The organism is Micromonospora sp. NPDC049060, assembly GCF_040649055.1.
Taxonomy (GTDB): Bacteria; Actinomycetota; Actinomycetes; order Mycobacteriales; family Micromonosporaceae; genus Micromonospora; species Micromonospora reichwaldensis.
This window is the reverse complement of the sequence record NZ_JBEZEV010000005.1, coordinates 152,698-169,902: the sequence shown is the minus strand read 5'-3', so window position 1 is coordinate 169,902 and position 17,205 is coordinate 152,698. Positions and strand designations below refer to the sequence as shown.

At 73.6% G+C, this 17,205-nt stretch carries 18 protein-coding genes; 7 read left to right on the top strand and 11 right to left on the bottom strand.

Features of this window, described 5'->3' with window-relative positions; translation table 11 throughout:
- The 6 genes from AB0B83_RS04555 to AB0B83_RS04530 form a co-directional block, all read right to left on the bottom strand.
- Positions 1-499: adenylosuccinate synthetase (locus AB0B83_RS04555; protein WP_357576959.1), on the bottom strand; the 499-nt coding region annotated here is incomplete at its 3' end.
- The gene (locus AB0B83_RS04550) at positions 496-1,455 is read right to left on the bottom strand and encodes a hypothetical protein (protein ID WP_357576958.1); all 960 of its coding nucleotides are present in this window, start codon (positions 1,453-1,455) and stop codon (positions 496-498) included. The genes AB0B83_RS04550 and AB0B83_RS04555, both read right to left, overlap by 4 nt.
- A gap of 9 nt (positions 1,456-1,464) precedes the next feature.
- Positions 1,465-2,439 carry a serine/threonine protein kinase gene (locus tag AB0B83_RS04545; RefSeq protein ID WP_357576957.1) on the bottom strand — a complete coding sequence of 325 codons (975 nt, stop codon included), beginning with the start codon at positions 2,437-2,439 and terminating at the stop codon, positions 1,465-1,467.
- Positions 2,436-3,191, bottom strand: coding sequence for an NUDIX domain-containing protein (locus AB0B83_RS04540; protein WP_311412109.1), 756 nt, complete (start codon positions 3,189-3,191; stop codon positions 2,436-2,438). The genes AB0B83_RS04545 and AB0B83_RS04540 overlap by 4 nt, the downstream gene beginning before the upstream one ends.
- A 114-nt stretch (positions 3,192-3,305) precedes the next feature.
- Positions 3,306-4,130 (bottom strand): MaoC/PaaZ C-terminal domain-containing protein, encoded by an 825-nt coding sequence (locus AB0B83_RS04535; RefSeq protein ID WP_357576971.1) that lies wholly within the window; start codon positions 4,128-4,130, stop codon positions 3,306-3,308.
- Positions 4,131-4,375: 245 nt separating this feature from the next.
- Positions 4,376-5,731 carry a 3-oxoacyl-ACP reductase gene (locus AB0B83_RS04530; RefSeq protein WP_357576956.1) on the bottom strand — a complete coding sequence of 452 codons (1,356 nt, stop codon included), beginning with the start codon at positions 5,729-5,731 and terminating at the stop codon, positions 4,376-4,378.
- Positions 5,732-5,786: 55 nt separating this feature from the next.
- Between AB0B83_RS04530 and AB0B83_RS04525 the strand changes: the two genes are divergently transcribed.
- The 3 genes from AB0B83_RS04525 (at position 5,787) to AB0B83_RS04515 (ending at position 8,458) form a co-directional block, all read left to right on the top strand.
- The gene (locus AB0B83_RS04525) at positions 5,787-7,079 is read left to right on the top strand and encodes an acetyl-CoA C-acetyltransferase (RefSeq protein ID WP_357576955.1); all 1,293 of its coding nucleotides are present in this window, start codon (positions 5,787-5,789) and stop codon (positions 7,077-7,079) included.
- Positions 7,080-7,169: 90 nt separating this feature from the next.
- Positions 7,170-7,685 carry a SigE family RNA polymerase sigma factor gene (locus AB0B83_RS04520; RefSeq protein WP_357576954.1) on the top strand — a complete coding sequence of 172 codons (516 nt, stop codon included), beginning with the start codon at positions 7,170-7,172 and terminating at the stop codon, positions 7,683-7,685.
- Entirely contained in the window at positions 7,682-8,458 is a 777-nt protein-coding gene (locus AB0B83_RS04515; protein ID WP_357576953.1) for a hypothetical protein, read from the top strand. The genes AB0B83_RS04520 and AB0B83_RS04515 overlap by 4 nt, the downstream gene beginning before the upstream one ends.
- Positions 8,459-8,568: 110 nt before the next feature.
- Here the strand turns inward: AB0B83_RS04515 and AB0B83_RS04510 are convergent, their stop codons facing one another.
- The 3 genes from AB0B83_RS04510 to AB0B83_RS04500 all read right to left on the bottom strand — a co-directional run bounded on the left by AB0B83_RS04510 (position 8,569) and on the right by AB0B83_RS04500 (position 10,094).
- Positions 8,569-8,994, bottom strand: a complete 426-nt coding sequence (locus AB0B83_RS04510; RefSeq protein WP_357576952.1) for a PIN domain nuclease — start codon at positions 8,992-8,994, stop codon at positions 8,569-8,571.
- Positions 8,991-9,200: a type II toxin-antitoxin system VapB family antitoxin gene (locus AB0B83_RS04505; RefSeq protein WP_327030153.1), complete on the bottom strand. Its 210-nt coding sequence runs from the start codon at positions 9,198-9,200 to the stop codon at positions 8,991-8,993. Before AB0B83_RS04505 ends, AB0B83_RS04510 begins: the two co-directional genes overlap by 4 nt.
- 153 nt (positions 9,201-9,353) lie before the next feature.
- Positions 9,354-10,094 carry a 3-oxoacyl-ACP reductase family protein gene (locus AB0B83_RS04500; protein ID WP_357576951.1) on the bottom strand — a complete coding sequence of 247 codons (741 nt, stop codon included), beginning with the start codon at positions 10,092-10,094 and terminating at the stop codon, positions 9,354-9,356.
- A gap of 98 nt (positions 10,095-10,192) precedes the next feature.
- Between AB0B83_RS04500 and purB the strand changes: the two genes are divergently transcribed.
- Positions 10,193-11,617, top strand: a complete 1,425-nt coding sequence (gene purB, locus AB0B83_RS04495) for an adenylosuccinate lyase (protein ID WP_357576950.1) — start codon at positions 10,193-10,195, stop codon at positions 11,615-11,617.
- 149 nt (positions 11,618-11,766) lie between these two features.
- On the opposite strand, the gene AB0B83_RS04490 is transcribed toward purB, so the two are convergent.
- Together AB0B83_RS04490 and AB0B83_RS04485 are read right to left on the bottom strand one after the other, a co-directional pair.
- Positions 11,767-12,333: a YbjQ family protein gene (locus AB0B83_RS04490; RefSeq protein ID WP_357576949.1), complete on the bottom strand. Its 567-nt coding sequence runs from the start codon at positions 12,331-12,333 to the stop codon at positions 11,767-11,769.
- A gap of 24 nt (positions 12,334-12,357) precedes the next feature.
- Entirely contained in the window at positions 12,358-13,041 is a 684-nt protein-coding gene (locus tag AB0B83_RS04485) for a trypsin-like serine protease (RefSeq protein WP_357576948.1), read from the bottom strand.
- Between the two features lie 402 nt (positions 13,042-13,443).
- Between AB0B83_RS04485 and purS the strand changes: the two genes are divergently transcribed.
- The 3 genes from purS (at position 13,444) to purL (ending at position 17,202) form a co-directional block, all read left to right on the top strand.
- On the top strand, positions 13,444-13,707 hold the full coding sequence (gene purS / locus AB0B83_RS04480) for a phosphoribosylformylglycinamidine synthase subunit PurS (protein ID WP_121397234.1): 264 nt from the start codon (positions 13,444-13,446) through the stop codon (positions 13,705-13,707).
- A complete protein-coding gene (purQ, locus tag AB0B83_RS04475; protein ID WP_132235152.1) occupies positions 13,704-14,387 on the top strand; it encodes a phosphoribosylformylglycinamidine synthase subunit PurQ in 684 nt (227 codons plus the stop codon). Before purS ends, purQ begins: the two co-directional genes overlap by 4 nt.
- Before the next feature lie 67 nt (positions 14,388-14,454).
- Positions 14,455-17,202, top strand: coding sequence for a phosphoribosylformylglycinamidine synthase subunit PurL (gene purL / locus AB0B83_RS04470; protein ID WP_357576947.1), 2,748 nt, complete (start codon positions 14,455-14,457; stop codon positions 17,200-17,202).
- Positions 17,203-17,205: the final 3 nt, after the last annotated feature.

Genomic DNA, 17,205 nt, shown 5'->3' with positions numbered 1-17,205 from the left:
CCGGGCCGCCGACGCACGCACCTCTTGTTCCACCCCGTGTGGCGCAGCGGTTCGACACGGAGGGGCGGGCGTATCCCGCCCCTCCGCCGTCGTCAAGCCCGCAGGAGCCGTGCCGGTCGGCTCCCCGGGCGATCTCCCGGGCCCGGTTCGCGGCCCGGTGGTACGGGGTGGCGAGCAGCGCCTCCCCGTCGACGGTCAACCGGTCGAGCGCGTCGGGCACCCCGACCGAGGCGAGGTGGTCGGCCTCGGCGGCCAGCGCCAGCGGGTCCACCACCACGTGCCGCGACAGGTGCGTACGGACACCGGGGTGGAACGTGCCGGCGCCGAACTGCGCGAACGTGTGGTGCCGGCCGTCGCGCAGCACGACGTTGTGCGCCGCCTGCGCGCCCCCGTTGAAGCGGACCACCGTGTGCACGGGCCGGGTGGCGCAGAGCCAGTCCACGACCGTGCCCTTGCCAGCGTCGCCGTAGCCGAGGTCCACCACCGCGACGTGGTTCACAGCCGGGTCACCTCGCCGCCGGTGTCGCGGAACGCGGGCAGCGTCGACACCTCGGCGCGCCGCCCCCCGCGCAGGCGGGCCAGCGCCTTCGAGACGGTGCCGGTGGCGCCCGAGCCGGCCCGGTCGAGGTCGCGCAGGCCCTCGTCCAGGTCGATGGCCTGCTCGCCGAGCCCGACGGTGAGCGCGATCGTCTCGCAGACCGCGTCGAGGTCGTCCAGCACGACGGCGTTCTGCCCGAGCAGGTCCCGCCAGAAGTCGAGCACCTTGGCGTTGCCGGAGTAGTGGCTGCCGGCGGGGAGCAGGTAGTAGGTGTCCCAGCGGCGGGTCAGCTCGTCGACGGCCTGCCGCAGCGGCACGTCCTCGCGCAGGTCGTCGCCGACGACGCGGGCCACCTCCCGGGCCTTCACCTGCGGGTACGCCAGTTCGTCGCCGATGATGAACAGGTAGCCGCGCCGGCCGCGCTTCTCCCAGGAGTCGGTCACGGTGTGCCGGGCCATGAAGTACATGGCCAGCTCGTACGACTCGGTCATCTGCCCGCCGCCGCCGCCCTCCAGCACGATCCGGCCGAGGTCGTCGTCCATCCGGTTGTCCGACTCGAACTGGCCGACCTGCAACGGCACCCGGTCGCAGGTGGCGTCGCCGATCGCGCCGAACATGATCTGCGGGTCGCTGGCGTAGCCCTGCCGTTGCAGCAGCCCGAGCAGCTGCGGCAGCTTGGTCTGCAGGACGCGCGGCACGTTGCGCATCGAGCCGGTGACGTCGAAGAGCACCGCGATGGGCGTCGACCGGGGGTGCTCGTCGGAGTCGCGGCTCTCGCGCATCGCGTCGCGCGGGTCGAGGGCGGGGTGCACCTTGCGCGCCCCGCTGTCGCTGTAGGAGAACGCGCTCTTGCCGGTCTTCCGGCGGTAGCGGTCGGCGGCGTCGTACACGTCGGTGGACCACATTCCACTGCCCATGACAGCTCCTTAGGGGTTGAGGGTGAAGGGTCGGAAGGTGCGTGGCCCGTAGAGCCGGTCCAGCACCTCGTCCAGTTCGCGCAGCAGCCGCCACGCGTCGTCGGGCCGGGCGCCCAGGGCCCGCTGGCGGCAGCCCCGCGCGAAGGCGTCCAGCTCGCGGGGCGCGCGCGGCCCCATCAGCCAGCTCATGCATCCGCTGGCCATCGCGATGTCGGTGCCCGGCCCGCAGGGCCGCTTCCGGGGGACCTCGTCGGGGTACCAGTTTGCGTCGTAGCCGGGCACCAGCGCGGGGATCGTGCTGCCGACGGGGGCGGAGAAGCACCAGTCGACAAGCACCACGCCGTGCCCGTCCGGCTCGATCAGCACGTGCGGCGGCAGGACCGCGCCGTGCACGACGCCCGCCCGGTGGGCCAGGCCGAGCGCCACCAGCAGCCGGCGCCACATCCAGGCCACGTCGCGGGCGTCCAGCCCGTCCGGGTACGCGCGCCGCACCTCGTCGAGGTCGTGCAGGCCGGGCGCGGTGGCGAGCACGTTGATCCGCCGTTCGGCGCCGGTCGCGGCGTCGAGGTGCCGGAACTCCTCGACCAGCCGGGGCACGTACGGCAGGTAGCGCGCGTCGCCGCGCTCGGCGATGGTGCGCAGGGCGTGCGCCTCGCGGGCCATCAGGTCGTTGTCGGTGGGTCGCCGGGGCAGCTTGAGCAGCCGGTCGGCCCCGACGTCGTAGAGGTCGGCCAGGTCGCCCGAGTGGGCCGGCGTGCCGAGTCGGTAGTCGCCGAGGACGGTGACCTGCCGGGCCCGCCAGCGGGTGGTGACCTGGACGAACGCGTCGGTGGCCTCGGCGCGTACCGCCGGGTCGGCCGGCAGGCGGTCGGGGTGCAGGGCCGCGACCAGCTCGCGGTACCGCCGGGCCGGCTGGTCCGTGCCGAACAGGTCGGCGTCGGTGCGGGCCGCCGCGACCAGGCGGATGGCTTCGGCGGTCCTCATCGGACCGTCTCCTCCCGGGCGGGGCGCAGCAGCGCCGGGTGCAGCAGCCGGGCGTCGCCGGCCCGGTAGAGCTTGGCGCGGGGGCCGCCCCGGGCGCCGCCGCGCTCGGTGCTGGTGCCGGTGCTCTCCACGAAGCCCGGCACCGAGAGCACCTTGCGGTGGAAGTTGCCGGCGTGCAGCGGGTGGCCCCAGACCGTCTCGTAGACAGCGCGCAGCTCGCTGATCGTGAACTCGCCGGCGAGGAAGCGCGTGGCGAGCGGGGTGTATTCCAGCTTGGAGCGGGCCCGCTCCAGCGCGTCGTCGATGATCCGGCCGTGGTCGAAGGCGAGCTGCCGGTTGGCCAGCGCGGTCACCGGCAGCCAGCCGGCCTCGTCGGCGTCGGTGCCGGCGGCCGGGTCGGGCAGGTCGGGGGCGAACGCGAGGTGGGCGACCGAGACGACGCGCATGCGCGGGTCGCGGTCGGGGGTGCCGTAGCTGCCCAACTGCTCCAGGTGTACGCGGCGCAGTCCCTCGCCGCCGAGCCCGGTCTCCTCGGCCAGCTCCCGTCGGGCGCCGGCGGTGAGGTCCTCGTCGGGGCGGACGAAGCCGCCGGGCAGCGCCCACCGCCCCTCGAAGGGCGGCTGGCCGCGCCGGATCAGCAGCAGGTGCAGCGCGCCGTCCCGGATGGTCAGCGCCACCACGTCGACGGTCACGGCGACCGACGGGTAGGCCCCGGGGTCGTACGCGGCCAGGAAGTCCTGCTCGTCAACCATGTCTCTCTCATTCTGAGAACATCTCGATCTGAGAAGAACTTAGCGCACGAGAACGCCCCTGCCAAGTCCGGGACGGGATCCGGCAGGGGCGTACCCAGCTTCGGCAGGGGCGCCTCAGCGCACGAGGCCCGCCAGGTGCGGTCGGCCGCGCGAGTCGTGCAGGGCGAACCCGCCGTCCGGCAGCAGGCCGAAGCTCACCGTGCTCGGCAGCGGCACGGGCAGCTTGAAGGCCACCTCGACCGTGTAGGCGTCCGGCAGCCGGTTCTCCAGCGCCGCCAGGCAGCGGGCCTTGCTCCACATCCCGTGCGCGATCGGCCGGGGGAAGCCGAACAGCCGCGCGCCGAGGCGGGAGGTGTGGATCGGGTTGTGGTCGCCGGAGACCCGCGCGTAGTCCGTACCGACGCGGGGATCGACCCGCCAGCGGGCAGAGTCGGCCGGCGTCGCGGGCCGCCCGGCCTGCTCGCGCCGCCCGCCGCCGCCCCGCTTGCCCTCCCTGCCGAGGTACGTCGAGACGCCGCGCCAGACCTCCGCCCCGTCGACCGAGCCGACCAGCACCACGTCGACCTGCCGCCCCCGGTCGTGCGGGCGCAGGTTCTCGGCGTACGCGCGGAAGTCGAGGGTCTCGTCGGTGGTGACCGGGCGGTGCACGGTGATCCGGTTGCCGACGTGCACCACGCCGGTCAGCGGGATGGGGAACGCCGGCGTGGTCATCAGCCGCAGCGCCAGCGGGAAGCCCATGACGTGCGGGAACGTCGCGGGCAGCCGGTCGGTGAGCCGGAAACCGCAGACCCGGTCGTAGTCGGCGAGGTGCGTCCGGTCGACGGCGATCCCGCCGACGGCCAGCTCGACCGCCGGGACGCCCGCCGACCGCCGCCCGCCGCCGAGGCCGGGCAGCGCGCCGAGCAGCGCCCGCCGGTAGAGCGCCCCGGCGGCCGGCATCCGGGGCAGCTCGACGCGCTCCCGGGCACCCGTTCCGGCCGGGCCCCCGCCCGAGAGGTCCCGCGTCGCCTCGGCCGCGGAGGCGGCGAGGTCGTGCGTCTCTTCGAGGCTCAGGTCGTGGCCGGACGCCGCCGGCCCGCGGATCGCGTCCAGGGTGTCCTGCGACAGGATCTCGGTCGGGCCGTCGATCAGCTCGTGCACCGACAGGTCGTCCGGGTCCGGTGCCGGTTGTCCTCTCCTCGCCATCACGCCCCCAGCAGGCTCTGGCCGCAGACCCGGACGACGTTGCCGCTGACCGCGCCGGAGGCCGGCCACGCCAGCCAGCCGATGGTCTCGGCGACGTCCACCGGCAGCCCGCCCTGGGACATGCTGTTCATCCGCCGGCCCGCCTCGCGGATCACCAGCGGGATGCGCGCGGTCAGCCGGGTCTCGATGAAACCGGGGGCGACCGCGTTGACGCTGATCTGCCGTTCGCGCAGCGCCGGGGCGAGCGACCCGACCAGCCCGATCACGCCCGCCTTGCTGGTGGCGTAGTTGGTCTGGCCCCGGTTGCCGGCGATGCCGGCGATCGAGGAGACCGAGACGATCCGGCCGCCGGCCGGAATCAGCTCCCGTTCCAGCAGTACGTCGTTGATCCGCTCCTGGCTGGAGAGGTTGACGTCGAGCACCGAGTCCCACCGGTCGGCGTCCATCCGGCCGAGGGTCTTGTCGCGGGTGATCCCGGCGTTGTGCACGACCACGTCGACCCGCCCGTGCCGCTCGGCCAGGTGCTCGGCGAGCCGCTGCGGGGCGTCGGGGGCGGTCAGGTCGAGCTGGACGGCGGTGCCGCCGATCTCGTTGGCGACCGCCGCCAGCTCGTCCCCGGCCGCCGGGATGTCCAGCGCGACGACCCGGGCCCCGTCGCGGGCCAGCACCCGGGCCAGCGCCGCGCCGATGCCCCGGGCCGCCCCGGTGACCAGCACGACCTGCCCGTCCAGCGGGCGGTCCCAGTCGGCCGGCGCCCCGGCCGTGCCGGCGCCGACCCGGACCACCTGCCCGGAGACGTACGCGGACCGGCCGGAGAGCAGGAACCGCAGGGTCGCCTCCACGCTCGTCCAGGTGCCGGCGTCCGGGTCCTTCGTGACGTGGACGAGCTGGGCGGTGACGCCCCGGCCGAACTCCTTGCCGATGCTGCGGGTCAGCCCCTCCAGGGCCCGCTGGGCGGTCGCCTCCCGGGGGGAGCCGCACTCGTCGGGCGGGGTGCCGAGCACGACGACCCGGCCGCTGGGCAGCACCGACCGGGCGCGCGGGTGGAAGAAGTCGTACAGCTGGCGCAGCTCGGTGGAGTCGGTGATGCCGGTGGCGTCGTACACCAGGGCGGCGAAGCGCTCGGTGGACTCCACGGCGGCGGGATCGCGCAGCTCGACCCCGGCGGCGGTCAGGACCTTGCCGGCCCGCTCGGCGAGCCGGCCGCCGGTCGCGGCGCCCAGCAGGACGGGGCCGGGCGCGATGGGATCGCCGGGGGTGTGCCGGCGCAGTCGCGGCGGGTCGGGCAGCCCGAGGCGCTTGACCAGCGTGCGGCCGGCCCCCGATCGGACGAAGCTCGCGTACCTGTCGGTCATAGGCGTAGCCTACTGGCGAGTAGGTTGAGGGCAAGTCTTTCGAGGAGGCGGGATCGTGCAGAGCATCCGGCGGGTGGCGGTCATCGGCGGCAACCGCATCCCCTTCGCGCGGTCCAACTCGCGGTACGCCAGCGCGTCGAACGCCGACATGCTGGGCGCCGCGCTGGACGGGCTCGTCGCCCGGTTCGGCCTGGCCGGCCAGCGCGTCGGCGAGGTGGTGGCCGGCGCGGTGCTCAAGCACGCGAAGGACTTCAACCTGACCCGCGAGGTGGTGCTCGGCTCGAAGCTCGACCCGCACACCCCCGCGTACGACATCCAGCAGGCCTGCGGCACCGGGCTGGAGGCGGCCATCCTGGTCGCCAACAAGATCGCCCTCGGTCAGATCGACGTCGGCATCGCCGGCGGCGTGGACACCACCTCCGACGCGCCGCTCGCCGTCAACGAGGAGATGCGCCGCACGCTGCTCCGGCTCAACAGCGCCCGCACCCTCGGCGAGCGGCTGAAGATCGCCGCGAAGCTGCGCCCCACCCAGCCGTTCAAGCCGGAGATCCCGCGCAACGCGGAGCCGCGTACCGGGCTGTCGATGGGGGAGCACGCCGCCCGCACGGCGCTGCGCTGGCAGATCGACCGGCAGGCGCAGGACGAGCTGGCGCTGCGCTCGCACCAGCGGCTCGCCGCCGCGTACGACCGGGGGTTCTTCGACGACCTGCTGACCCCCTACCTCGGGTTGACCCGCGACGCGAACCTGCGCCCCGACACCAGCCTGGAGAAGCTCGGCTCGCTGAAGCCCGTCTTCGGTGCGAAGGGGCCCGACGCCGAGGCGGCGACCATGACGGCCGGCAACTCGTCGCCGCTGACCGACGGCGCCTCGACGGTGCTGCTGGCCAGCGAGGAGTGGGCCCGCGCGCACAGCCTGCCCGTGCTGGCGTGGTTCTCCTGGTCGGAGACCGCCGCCGTCGACTTCGTGCACGGCGACGAGGGGCTGCTGATGGCCCCCGCGTACGCGGTGCCCCGGATGCTGGCCCGGGCCGGGCTGACGCTCCAGGACTTCGACTTCTACGAGATCCACGAGGCGTTCGCCTCGCAGGTGCTGGCGACCCTCGCCGCCTGGGAGTCCCCGGAGTTCTGCAAGGACCGGCTGGGACTGGACGCCCCGCTCGGCGCCATCGACCGGGAGAAGCTGAACGTCAACGGCTCGTCGCTTGCGGCCGGGCACCCGTTCGCGGCCACCGGCGGGCGGATCGTGGCGACCCTGGCGAAGCTGCTCGCCGACAAGGGCAGCGGCCGGGGCCTGATCTCCATCTGCGCCGCCGGCGGCCAGGGCGTGACCGCGATCCTGGAGCGCTGAGCCGGGCACCTGATCCGCAGACGCGGGGCCGGGCAACCCGCCCGGCCCCGCGCTCCGTCCCCTGGGCATGAGGCGACGAAGGCGGAACGCGTGAAGTCGGCCGACGAGGACGAGTACCGGCAGTTCGTCGAGGCCCGGCTGGAGCATCTGCGCCGCACGGCGTACCTGCTCTGCCGGGACTGGCACACCGCCGACGACCTCGTCTCCATCACCCTGGGCAAGCTCTACCGGGCCTGGACCCGGGTCCGCGCGGCGGAGAACGTCGACGCGTACGTCCGGCAGGTGCTCACGCGCGCCTGGCTGGACGAGCGACGGCGGCCGTGGCGGCGCGAACGCAGCACCGACGAGGTCCCCGACGACGCCGCGCCGGACACCGAGCCCGACCTGGCCGACCGGGAGCTGCTCCTCGGCCTGCTCGGGAAGCTGCCCGAGCGGCGGCGCGCCGTGGTGGTGCTGCGCTACTACTGCGACCTCTCCGTGGAGGAGACCGCGCAGATCCTCGGCATCACCACCGGCACGGTGAAGAGCCAGGCCGCCAGAGCACTGGAATCGCTACGCCTGCTGGCCGCTGACCAGTCGGCCCTGAGCACGGGGAGGTTCGCGTGACGTACCGGGAGATCTTCGACGCGGCGATCGGCGACGCGCCGCCCTCCTCGATCGACCTGGACGGGGTGATCCTGCGGCAGCGTCGGCTGGTCCGCACCCGCCGGCTCGGGGCGTACGCCTCGGCGGCCGGCGGGGTGCTGGCGCTGGTGCTCGGCGCGGGCCTGGTGGTCGACCGTCCGGACATGCAGCCGGCAGCCACGGCATCCGCCTCGCGCCCCCCGTACCGCAAGAGCAACCAGAGGCTGCCCACGGAGGCGGCCGAGCGCTACCGGGACGCGGTGGCGGCGGCCCTCGTCGCGCGGGCGTCCGGAGTCCGGTGGGTGGAACCGACCGTGGTCCGCGGCGGCGTCTTCCCCACGGGACCGGCCGGCGACGCACCGGTCGGAATCGCGTCCGAGGACTTCCGCAACGTCGGTTTCTCGGTGGGCGCCTATCCGGTGGACCCCGCCGGCGCGTTCGGCAACGAGTTGTCCGTCCGGGCCCTGGCCGAGCCGCAGCCGGGCCTGAACCGCGACGTCATGGACTGCGGGAAGCAGAGGGTCGATTCGTGCGGTCTCTCCGCGGGGCCGGACGGCGCGCGCGTCCGGGAGACCGCAGTCGTCTCGCACGAAGGGCGGGGTGGGGGCGTAATCCAACGCCGGCGGGTCGACGTCCTGTACCCCGACGGCACCTGGATCGTGGTCGGGCTCCACAGCCGTGACGGGCGGTTCGTGCTCACCCCGCAGCAGCTCCGGGATCTCGCCCTCGATCCGGCCGCCCGCCCCACCTGGTGACCCGGACCCGCCGAGGACGGGCGGCGTTGCCGGGCAGCCGGTCGCGACCCTCCAGGCGGGCAATCTTTCCGACGGTTTCTGCGTCCCGGGGCATGAGTCGGCCCCGGGACCTACTTGATCGTGCCTGCCGGGGCGAGCCACCGCACGGGCTGACCGGTGACCTCGGAGATCTGGTCGAAGTCGCGGTCGTAGTGCAGCAGGGAGAGGCTCTGGCACTCGGCCGTCGCCGCGATCAGCAGGTCGACCGCGCCGGCAGACCGGTGGGTACCACGAGCGGTGAGCTGCTCCTGGATCTCGGCCGCCCGCTCGTAGATCCGGTCCGGCATGCTCACCCAGTTGAACACCGTTCGAAGCCGGTCCCCCAGCCATGTGCGGTCGGCCGGCGAGCGGGCCGAATACAGGAACTCCAGCTCGACCAGCGGGCAGACCGCGAGCAGGCCGGCCGTGAGCGGCTGCTCCCATCGGGCCTGGGTGTCGGGGTCGCGCAGCAGCCGGACCAGCGCACTGGTGTCGACCAGGTAGTCGGCGAGTCTCACGACCGGTACGTGCTCTTGTCGAGCAGTTCGTCGAAGTCCCCGGCCTGGGCCCGCCCGCTGAGTTCCGCGAGGGCGCGGGCGCGCCGGAGGCGGGCAGCCCCTTCCCGCAGCGCGACGTTCACCGTGTCCTTCTTGGTCTTGGTGCCGAAAGCCGCAGCCGCGTCGGCGAGCGCCTCGTCATCGACGTCGACCAGGATCTTGGTCATTGCGCGCCCCCTATATACCGTCCGCTTGCCGAGTATATCCAGCGCCGGGCTGGTCCGGCGCGGGTCGAGGCTCGCGCCGCGGCCTCGATCCGGCCGGACCGGCAGATGGGGCAGTCCACGCCGTTCGCCCGGGCCTCGCATCCGCCCGCCGGGTCAGGCGGTGGCGCCGCCGTCGATGGCGATCGACGCGCCGGTGATGTGCCGGCCACCCTCGCCCACCAGGTGGCTGACCGTCGCCGCCACGTCCTCCGGCGTGCCGTAGCGGCCGAGGGCGATGTGTGACCGCTGGGCGTCCGCGCCGGCGCTGTCCGCGCGGTTCATGTCGGTGTCGGTGGAACCGGGCAGGACCAGGTTGACGGTGATCCCGCGCGGGCCGAGTTCGCGGGCGAGCGCCCTGGTCAGGCCGTTGACGGCGGTCTTGGTCATGGCATAGACGCTCACCCCGGGAGCCGGTACGCGGCTGGCGAAGCTGCTGCCGATGTTGACGATCCGCCCGCCGTCACGCAGGTGGCGTACCGCCGCCTGGGTGGCGAGGTACACCCCGCGCACGTTGACGGCGATGGCCCGGTCGAGATCGTCGAGGCCGACCTGTCCGATCGGCCCGGACGAGAACACCCCGGCGTTGTTGACCAGGATGTCCAGCCGCCCCAGCTCGGCGACGGTCCGCTCGACCGCGTCGACGATCGCCGTACCGTCGGTGCTGTCGGCGCGGATCGCCAGGCCGGTGCGGCCGAACGACGTGATGTCGGCGACGACGGCCTTCGCGCTCTCCTCCGCGCTGCGGTAGGTGAACGCGACGTGGGCTCCGTCCTCGGCCAGCCGCCGTGCGACGGCGGCGCCGATACCGCGGCTACCGCCGGTGACCAGGGCGACCCTGCCGGTAAGTCTGGGCACTCTTCCTCATTCCCGTCAGTCGGCTCAGCAGGGTGATCACCATAGCCAGCCGGCAACCCTGCCGATGCGGTGCGGGCGGGTCCGGGAGAATGAGCGCCGTGACGACGATCCCGAACGTGCTCGCCAACCGGTACGCCTCGCCCGAACTGGTCGCCCTCTGGTCGCCGGAGGAGAAGATCCGGATGGAGCGGCGGCTCTGGCTCGCCGTGCTCCGGGCCCAGCGGGACCTCGGCATCGGAGTGCCCGACGGCGTGGTCGAGGCGTACGAGGGGGTGCTCGACCAGGTCGACCTGGCCTCGATCGCCGAGCGGGAGCGGGTCACCCGGCACGACGTGAAGGCCCGGATCGAGGAGTTCAGCGCGCTCGCCGGGCACGAGCACGTGCACAAGGGGATGACCTCCCGTGACCTCACGGAGAACGTCGAGCAGCTCCAGGTGCGCCGCTCACTGGAGCTGATCCGGGACCGGGTGGTCGCCACCCTGGCCCGGCTGTCCCGGCTCGCCGTCGAGCACTCCGACCTGGTCATGACCGGCCGCTCACACAACGTCGCGGCGCAGGCCACCACGCTGGGCAAGCGCTTCGCGTCGGCCGCGGAGGAGCTGCTCATCGCGTACGAGCGGCTGGACGACCTGATCAACTGGTACCCGCTTCGCGGCGTCAAGGGCCCCGTCGGCACCGCCGCCGACCAGCTCGACCTCTTCGACGGCGACGCCGACAAGGTGGCCGAGCTGGAGCGCCGGGTCGCCGGGCACCTCGGCTTCAGCCGCGTGCTCGACAGCGTCGGCCAGGTCTACCCGCGCTCGATCGACCTGGCGGTGCTCTCCGCGCTCGCCCAGATCGCCGCCGCCCCGTCGTCGCTGGCGACCACCATCCGGCTGATGGTCGGCCAGGAGCTGGCCACCGAGGGCTTCAAGCCGGGCCAGGTGGGCTCCAGCGCGATGCCGCACAAGATGAACACCCGCTCCAGCGAGCGGGTCAACGGGTTCGCCGTGATCATCCGGGGTTACCTGTCGATGGTCGGCGAGCTGGCCGGCGACCAGTGGAACGAGGGGGACGTCTCCTGCTCGGTGGTCCGCCGGGTCGCCCTGCCGGACGCGTTCTTCGCCGCCGACGGGCTGTTCCAGACCTTCCTCACCGTGCTGGACGAGTTCGGCGCGTACCCGGCGGTCGTCAACCGGGAGCTGGAGCGCTTCCTGCCGTTCCTGGCCACCACGAAGATCCTGGTGGCGGCGGTCCGGCGCGGCGTCGGCCGCGAGGTCGCGCACGAGGCGATCAAGGAGCACGCGGTCGCGGTGGCCCTGGCCATGCGCGAGAAGGGCGCCGCCGAGAACGACCTCTTCGACCGCCTGGCGCAGGACGGCCGCCTGGGCCTGACCCGCGCCGAGATCGACACCCTCGTCGCCGACCGTACCGCCTTCGTCGGCGCCGCCCCGGCCCAGGTCGAGGCGGTCGCCCGCCGCATCGCCACGGTAGTGGACGCCCACCCCCAGGCAGCCACCTACACCCCACCCCCCATCCTCTAACCCCCAAACCCCCTCAAACCCTCCGGCCCCCTGTTCAAGTCCCGGTGATCATGAGGTTGGCGGCGGGTTTTGAGATCAACTTCGCCGCTAACCTCATGATCACCGGGGGCGGGCCGGCGGGTGGGGCCGGGGGGTGGGGGCCAGGGGGGTTAGGAGTCTCGGGTGGGGGTTTCCGCTGCGGAGCGGAGGTTGGGGGCGCTCGCCGGTTCGGCGATGCCACCCGGGGACTCGGCGAAGGCGGGGTCGTGCGCGGTCTCCGCGGCGACCAGCGGCTGGTCGGGCGGCATGACGTCGGGCATCTTGGGCGCCACGACCACGGCCGTGCCGTACGCGCAGATCTCCATCCACATCTCGCCGCAGTCGCGGCTGTCGAAGCGCATCCCCACCACGGCGTTCGCGCCGATGCGGCGGGCCTCCTCGCCGAGCCGGGCCACCGAGTCCGTACGCCACCGGGTGAGGTTGTCCGGGGCCATCGGGTCGTACGCGCCACCGCGCAGGTTCTTGACCCCCTCGCGGTACGGGTTCCGCGTCCTGGCCATCGATGACACCACTTCGCCGAGGATCTGGCGGATCTCGTACCCGGGTAGTTGCTCCGTCGTCACGACCAGCACGTTTCCGATGGTCTCAGGGTTGCGCGCACCCGATCGTGAGCCGTGTTCACCTGATCGGATGCTGCAAAACGGCGCGGCGCGGACGGCCGGCGCGCTGCCGACCATCCGCGCCTGGCGCGGCGCTAACCGTCAGACACCGGCAGTCTGGGTGATCCAGGCCCGGTTGTACGCGACGCTGCCGTAGTTCTGGATGCTCTGGCCGTCGGCGGTGGAGGCGACGCCGACCTGCGCGCCGTTGTAGAACTGCGGGCCGCCCGAGTCGCCCCGCCAGGCGTTGCCGTTGATCCGGGTGCTCCGGATCGCCTGCCCGCCGTACGCGTCGGTGGCGCTGTTGCTGGTCACCCGGACCGACGCGGTCTTCAGCTGGGTCGAGGCGGAGCAGCCGCTGTAGCAGGTCATGCCCCAGCCGTAGATCGAGTTGGTCGAGTTGAGCGGCGGGTTGCTGTTGGCGAGCGTGACGTACGAGGTGCTCACCGAGCTGGACAGGCGCAGCAGGGCCAGGTCGTACCGGCTGTAGCTGGCGCTGACGGTGCGGGTCTGGCCGCCGGAGGAGCGGTAGACGCTGCCGACCCGGACGGACATCGTGCCGCTGACGCAGTGTCGCGCGGTGAGCACCCACTGCGGCGCGATGATGGTGCCGGAGCAGGTGAACGAGCCGTTGCTGAGCACGGCGGCGGCCCACGGGGCCGACGAGACGGTGCTGCCGCCGATGATCGGCTGCGGGCCGGCCGGGGCGGCGAGGGCGCCGGAGCTGGCGCCGAGCAGGCCGGCCGCTGCGGTGGCCAGCACCGCGACCATGGATCGGATGCGCATGGGGGCTCCTTCGGGGTGGGGCCCGGGTTCACCGGGTCGAGCTGTCGGCCGGCGGGCGGGGTGGCCCGACGTCCGATCGACGTACGACGATGTACGGTAGGGCCCCTGAGATGTCGTTCACAAGAGATCCATCGGAAATGATGGATGAGACGGTATGGTGGGCGGGGCGGCGGGCGGCCTCCTGACGATCCGGCGTTGCGGGGCGAAACGGGTCGGTCGGCAACGGATGGGCATCGGGATCGCAACGAACCCGCATCGGTCCCGGGGCCCCGCGCCGGGAATGTCGATCACTGCCTGAACTGCGTCCGGCCGGTGCATCCGGGGCGGTATCTGCCAGGTAGGCTGGCTGCGCTCGCCCGTTGTGGGTAGGCACCCAACTGCGTACACAGTCAGGAGTGCCCAGTGCCTCGCGTCGTCGTCGACGTCATGCTCAAGCCCGAGATCCTCGATCCCCAGGGCCAGGCCGTCGCAAACGCGCTGCCCCGGCTCGGCGTCAGCGACGTCGCCTCGGTTCGGATCGGCAGGCGGATCGAGATCGAATTCACCGGTGAACCGGACCTGGACCGGGCCCGGGAGATCGCCGACAAGCTGCTCGCCAACCCGGTCATCGAGGACTTCACGGTCCGCGTGGCCGAGGCCGACGAGACCGTGGACGCACGCTCGTGACCGCCCGGGTGGGTGTGGTCACCTTCCCCGGCTCGCTCGACGACGGGGACGCGGCCCGGGCCGTCCGGATCGCGGGCGCCGAACCGGTCCGCCTCTGGCACGGTGACCCGCAGCTGCACGGGGTGGACGCCGTCGTCCTGCCCGGTGGCTTCTCCTACGGCGACTACCTGCGCTGCGGCGCCATCGCCCGGTTCGCCCCGGTGATGGGGACGATCGTGGACGCGGCCCGGGGCGGCCTGCCCGTGCTCGGCATCTGCAACGGTTTCCAGATCCTCTGCGAGGCCCACCTGCTGCCCGGCGCGCTCACCCGCAACCAGCACCTGCACTTCCGCAACCGCGACCAGGTCCTGCGCGTCGAGTCGGCCGGCACCGCGTGGACCAACGCGTTCCAGCCCGGCCAGGAGGTGCTGATCCCGGTCAAGAACGGCGAGGGCTGCTACGTCGCCGACACCGCGACGCTGGACCAGCTCGAAGCCGAGGGCCGGGTGGTCGCCCGCTACGTCGGCGGCAACCCCAACGGGTCGCAGCGCGACATCGCCGCGATCACGAACCCCGCCGGCAACGTGGTCGGCATCATGCCGCATCCCGAGCACGCGGTGGAGGCGCTCACGGGCCCCTCCCTGGACGGTCTCGGCTTCTTCACCTCGGTGCTCAAGCACCTGGTGGGGACGCCGGCGTGACCGTGCGCGGCATCATCGGTCGGCTCACCCGCCCGTCGGGCGGACGCGAGCGCAGCGAGGAGAGGTCATGACCACCCATCCGGACGAGGTACGGGATAACCCGGAGGCCTTCCCGGCCGCCCCGGCGCAGCCGGTGGAGCCGCGTCCGGCCGGCGTCGTGCCGCCGGCCGGGCGTCCCGGACCGGCGACCGCCGACTGGGCCGACGGACTGGACACCGTGCCGCGCGCCGGGGACACCCCCGGTGAGCTCCAGCCGTACGCCGAGCTGGGCCTCCGCGACGACGAGTACGAGCGGATCCGGCACATCCTCGACCGGCGGCCCACCCAGGCCGAGCTGGCGATGTACTCGATCATGTGGAGCGAGCACTGCTCCTACAAGTCGAGCAAGGTGCACCTGCGGCAGTTCGGCGAGAAGGCCCCGCCGAGCGACCGGCTGCTCGCCGGCATCGGCGAGAACGCCGGCGTCGTGCAGGTCTCCGACGAGCTGGCGGTGACCTTCAAGGTCGAGTCGCACAACCACCCGAGCTTCGTCGAGCCCTACCAGGGCGCGGCCACCGGCGTCGGCGGCATCGTGCGGGACATCCTCGCCATGGGCGCCCGCCCGGTCGCGGTGATGGACCCGCTGCGCTTCGGCGCCGCCGACCACCCCGACACCGCCCGGGTGCTGCCCGGCGTGGTCGCCGGCGTGGGCGGCTACGGCAACTGCCTGGGCCTGCCGAACATCGGCGGCGAGGTCGTCTTCGACCCCTGCTACCAGGGCAACCCGCTGGTCAACGCGCTCTGCCTCGGGGTGCTGCCGGTCGACCGGCTCCAGAACAAGGCCGCCGCCGGCCCGGGCAACGTCGTCGTGCTGATGGGCGCCAGGACCGGCCGGGACGGCATCGGCGGCGTGTCGGTGCTGGCCAGCGCCACCTTCGACGAGGGCAGCGAGAAGCGCCGCCCGTCGGTGCAGGTCGGCGACCCGTTCATGGAGAAGCTGCTCATCGAGGCGTGCCTGGAGCTCTACGACGCCCGGCTGGTCGTCGGCATCCAGGACCTCGGCGGCGCCGGCCTGACCTGCGCGCTGACCGAGACCGCCGCGGCGGCCGGCACCGGCATGCGGGTCTGGCTGGAGCGCGTGCCGCTGCGCGAGGCCTCGATGGAGCCGCACGAGATCCTGGCCAGCGAGTCCCAGGAGCGGATGCTGCTGGTCGTCGAGCCGGAGAAGCTCGAAGCGGTGCTCAAGACCGCCGAGAAGTGGGGCGTCTGGGCCACCGCCATCGGCGAGGTCACCCCGCCGGCCCCGGACGGCCAGCCGGGCCGGCTGCTGATCACCTGGCACGACCAGCTCGTGGTGGACGTGCCGCCGGGCTCGCTGGTCGACGACGGCCCGGTCTACGCCCGCCCGATGCGCGAGCCGGCCGACCTGATCCTGCTCCAGGCCGACCGCGCGGAGACGCTGCCCCGGCCGGCCGACCCGGACGCGCTGCGCGAGACCGTGCTGCGCATGATCGCGTCGCCCAACCTGGCCGACAAGACCTGGGTCACCGAGCAGTACGACCGCTACGTGCTGGGCAACACCGTGCTCGCCCAGCCGGAGGACTCCGGCGTGATCCGGATCGACGAGCGGACCGGGCTGGGCGTGGCGCTGTCGGTGGACGGCAACGGCCGGTACGCGCGGCTCGACCCGTACCACGGCACGAAGCTCGCGCTGGCGGAGGCGTACCGGAACGTGGCCGTCACCGGCGCGAAGCCGATCGCCGTCACCAACTGCCTCAACTTCGGCTCGCCGGAGGACCCGGGCGTGATGTGGCAGTTCGCCGAGGCCGTCCGCGGCCTGGCGGACGGTTGCGCGGAGCTGGGCATCCCGGTCACCGGCGGCAACGTCAGCTTCTACAACCAGACCGGCGCGGCGCCGATCCACCCGACCCCGGTGGTCGGTGTACTCGGCGTGCTCGACGACGTGGCCGACCGGGTGCCGATGGGCTTCGTGCCCCGGCCGAGCGGCGACCACGACCAGATCTTCCTGCTCGGCGAGACGCACGTGGAGCTCTCCGGCTCGGAGTGGGCCTGGGTCACCCACGAGCACCTCGGCGGCGTACCCCCGCAGGTCGACCTGGCCCGCGAGCGGCTCCTGGCCGAGCTGCTGGCGGAGGCCGCGCGGGTCGGGCACCTGAGCGCCGCGCACGACCTCTCCGACGGCGGCCTCGCGCAGAGCCTGGTGGAGTCCTGCCTGCGGCGCGGCGTCGGCGCCCGGATCGCGGTGCCGGAGCGGTTCGACGGCGGCTCGATGCCGTTCGTCTACCTGTTCAGCGAGTCCGCCGGCCGGGCCCTGGTGTCGGTGCCGCGCGGCCACGAGAAGGCGTTCACCGCCCTCTGCGCCGAGCGCGGCGTGCCGTTCGAGCTGATCGGCGTCACCGACCCGACCGGCGGTGCGCTGGAGGTGCACGGCCAGTTCCGCATCGGCCTGGACGAGCTGCGGGCCGCGCACAGCGAGACGCTGCCGCGCCTCTTCGGGGGCGCGGGGGTCGTCGAGGTGCCCGCGCCGGCCACCGGTGTGGCGGGTGCCGTCGAGGCCGTGCCGCTGCCCGTCGCCGAATCGGCCGGCGTGGAGCCCGTGGACCCGTCGGCCGTCGCGAGCGAGCCGATCGCGTCGGCCGGGCCGGTTCCGTCGACCGGTGCCGTCCAGCCGGTGGCCCCGGCCGAGGCGGCAGCCCCGGCGGAGGCCGTCACGCCCGGCCCGGAGCAGCCGGCGGCCGAGGCCGCCGACCGGCCGGCCGAGGCCGGCGGGGCGTCGGCTCCCGAGCCCGGCGACACCGAGCCCGGTCAGCGCTGAGGC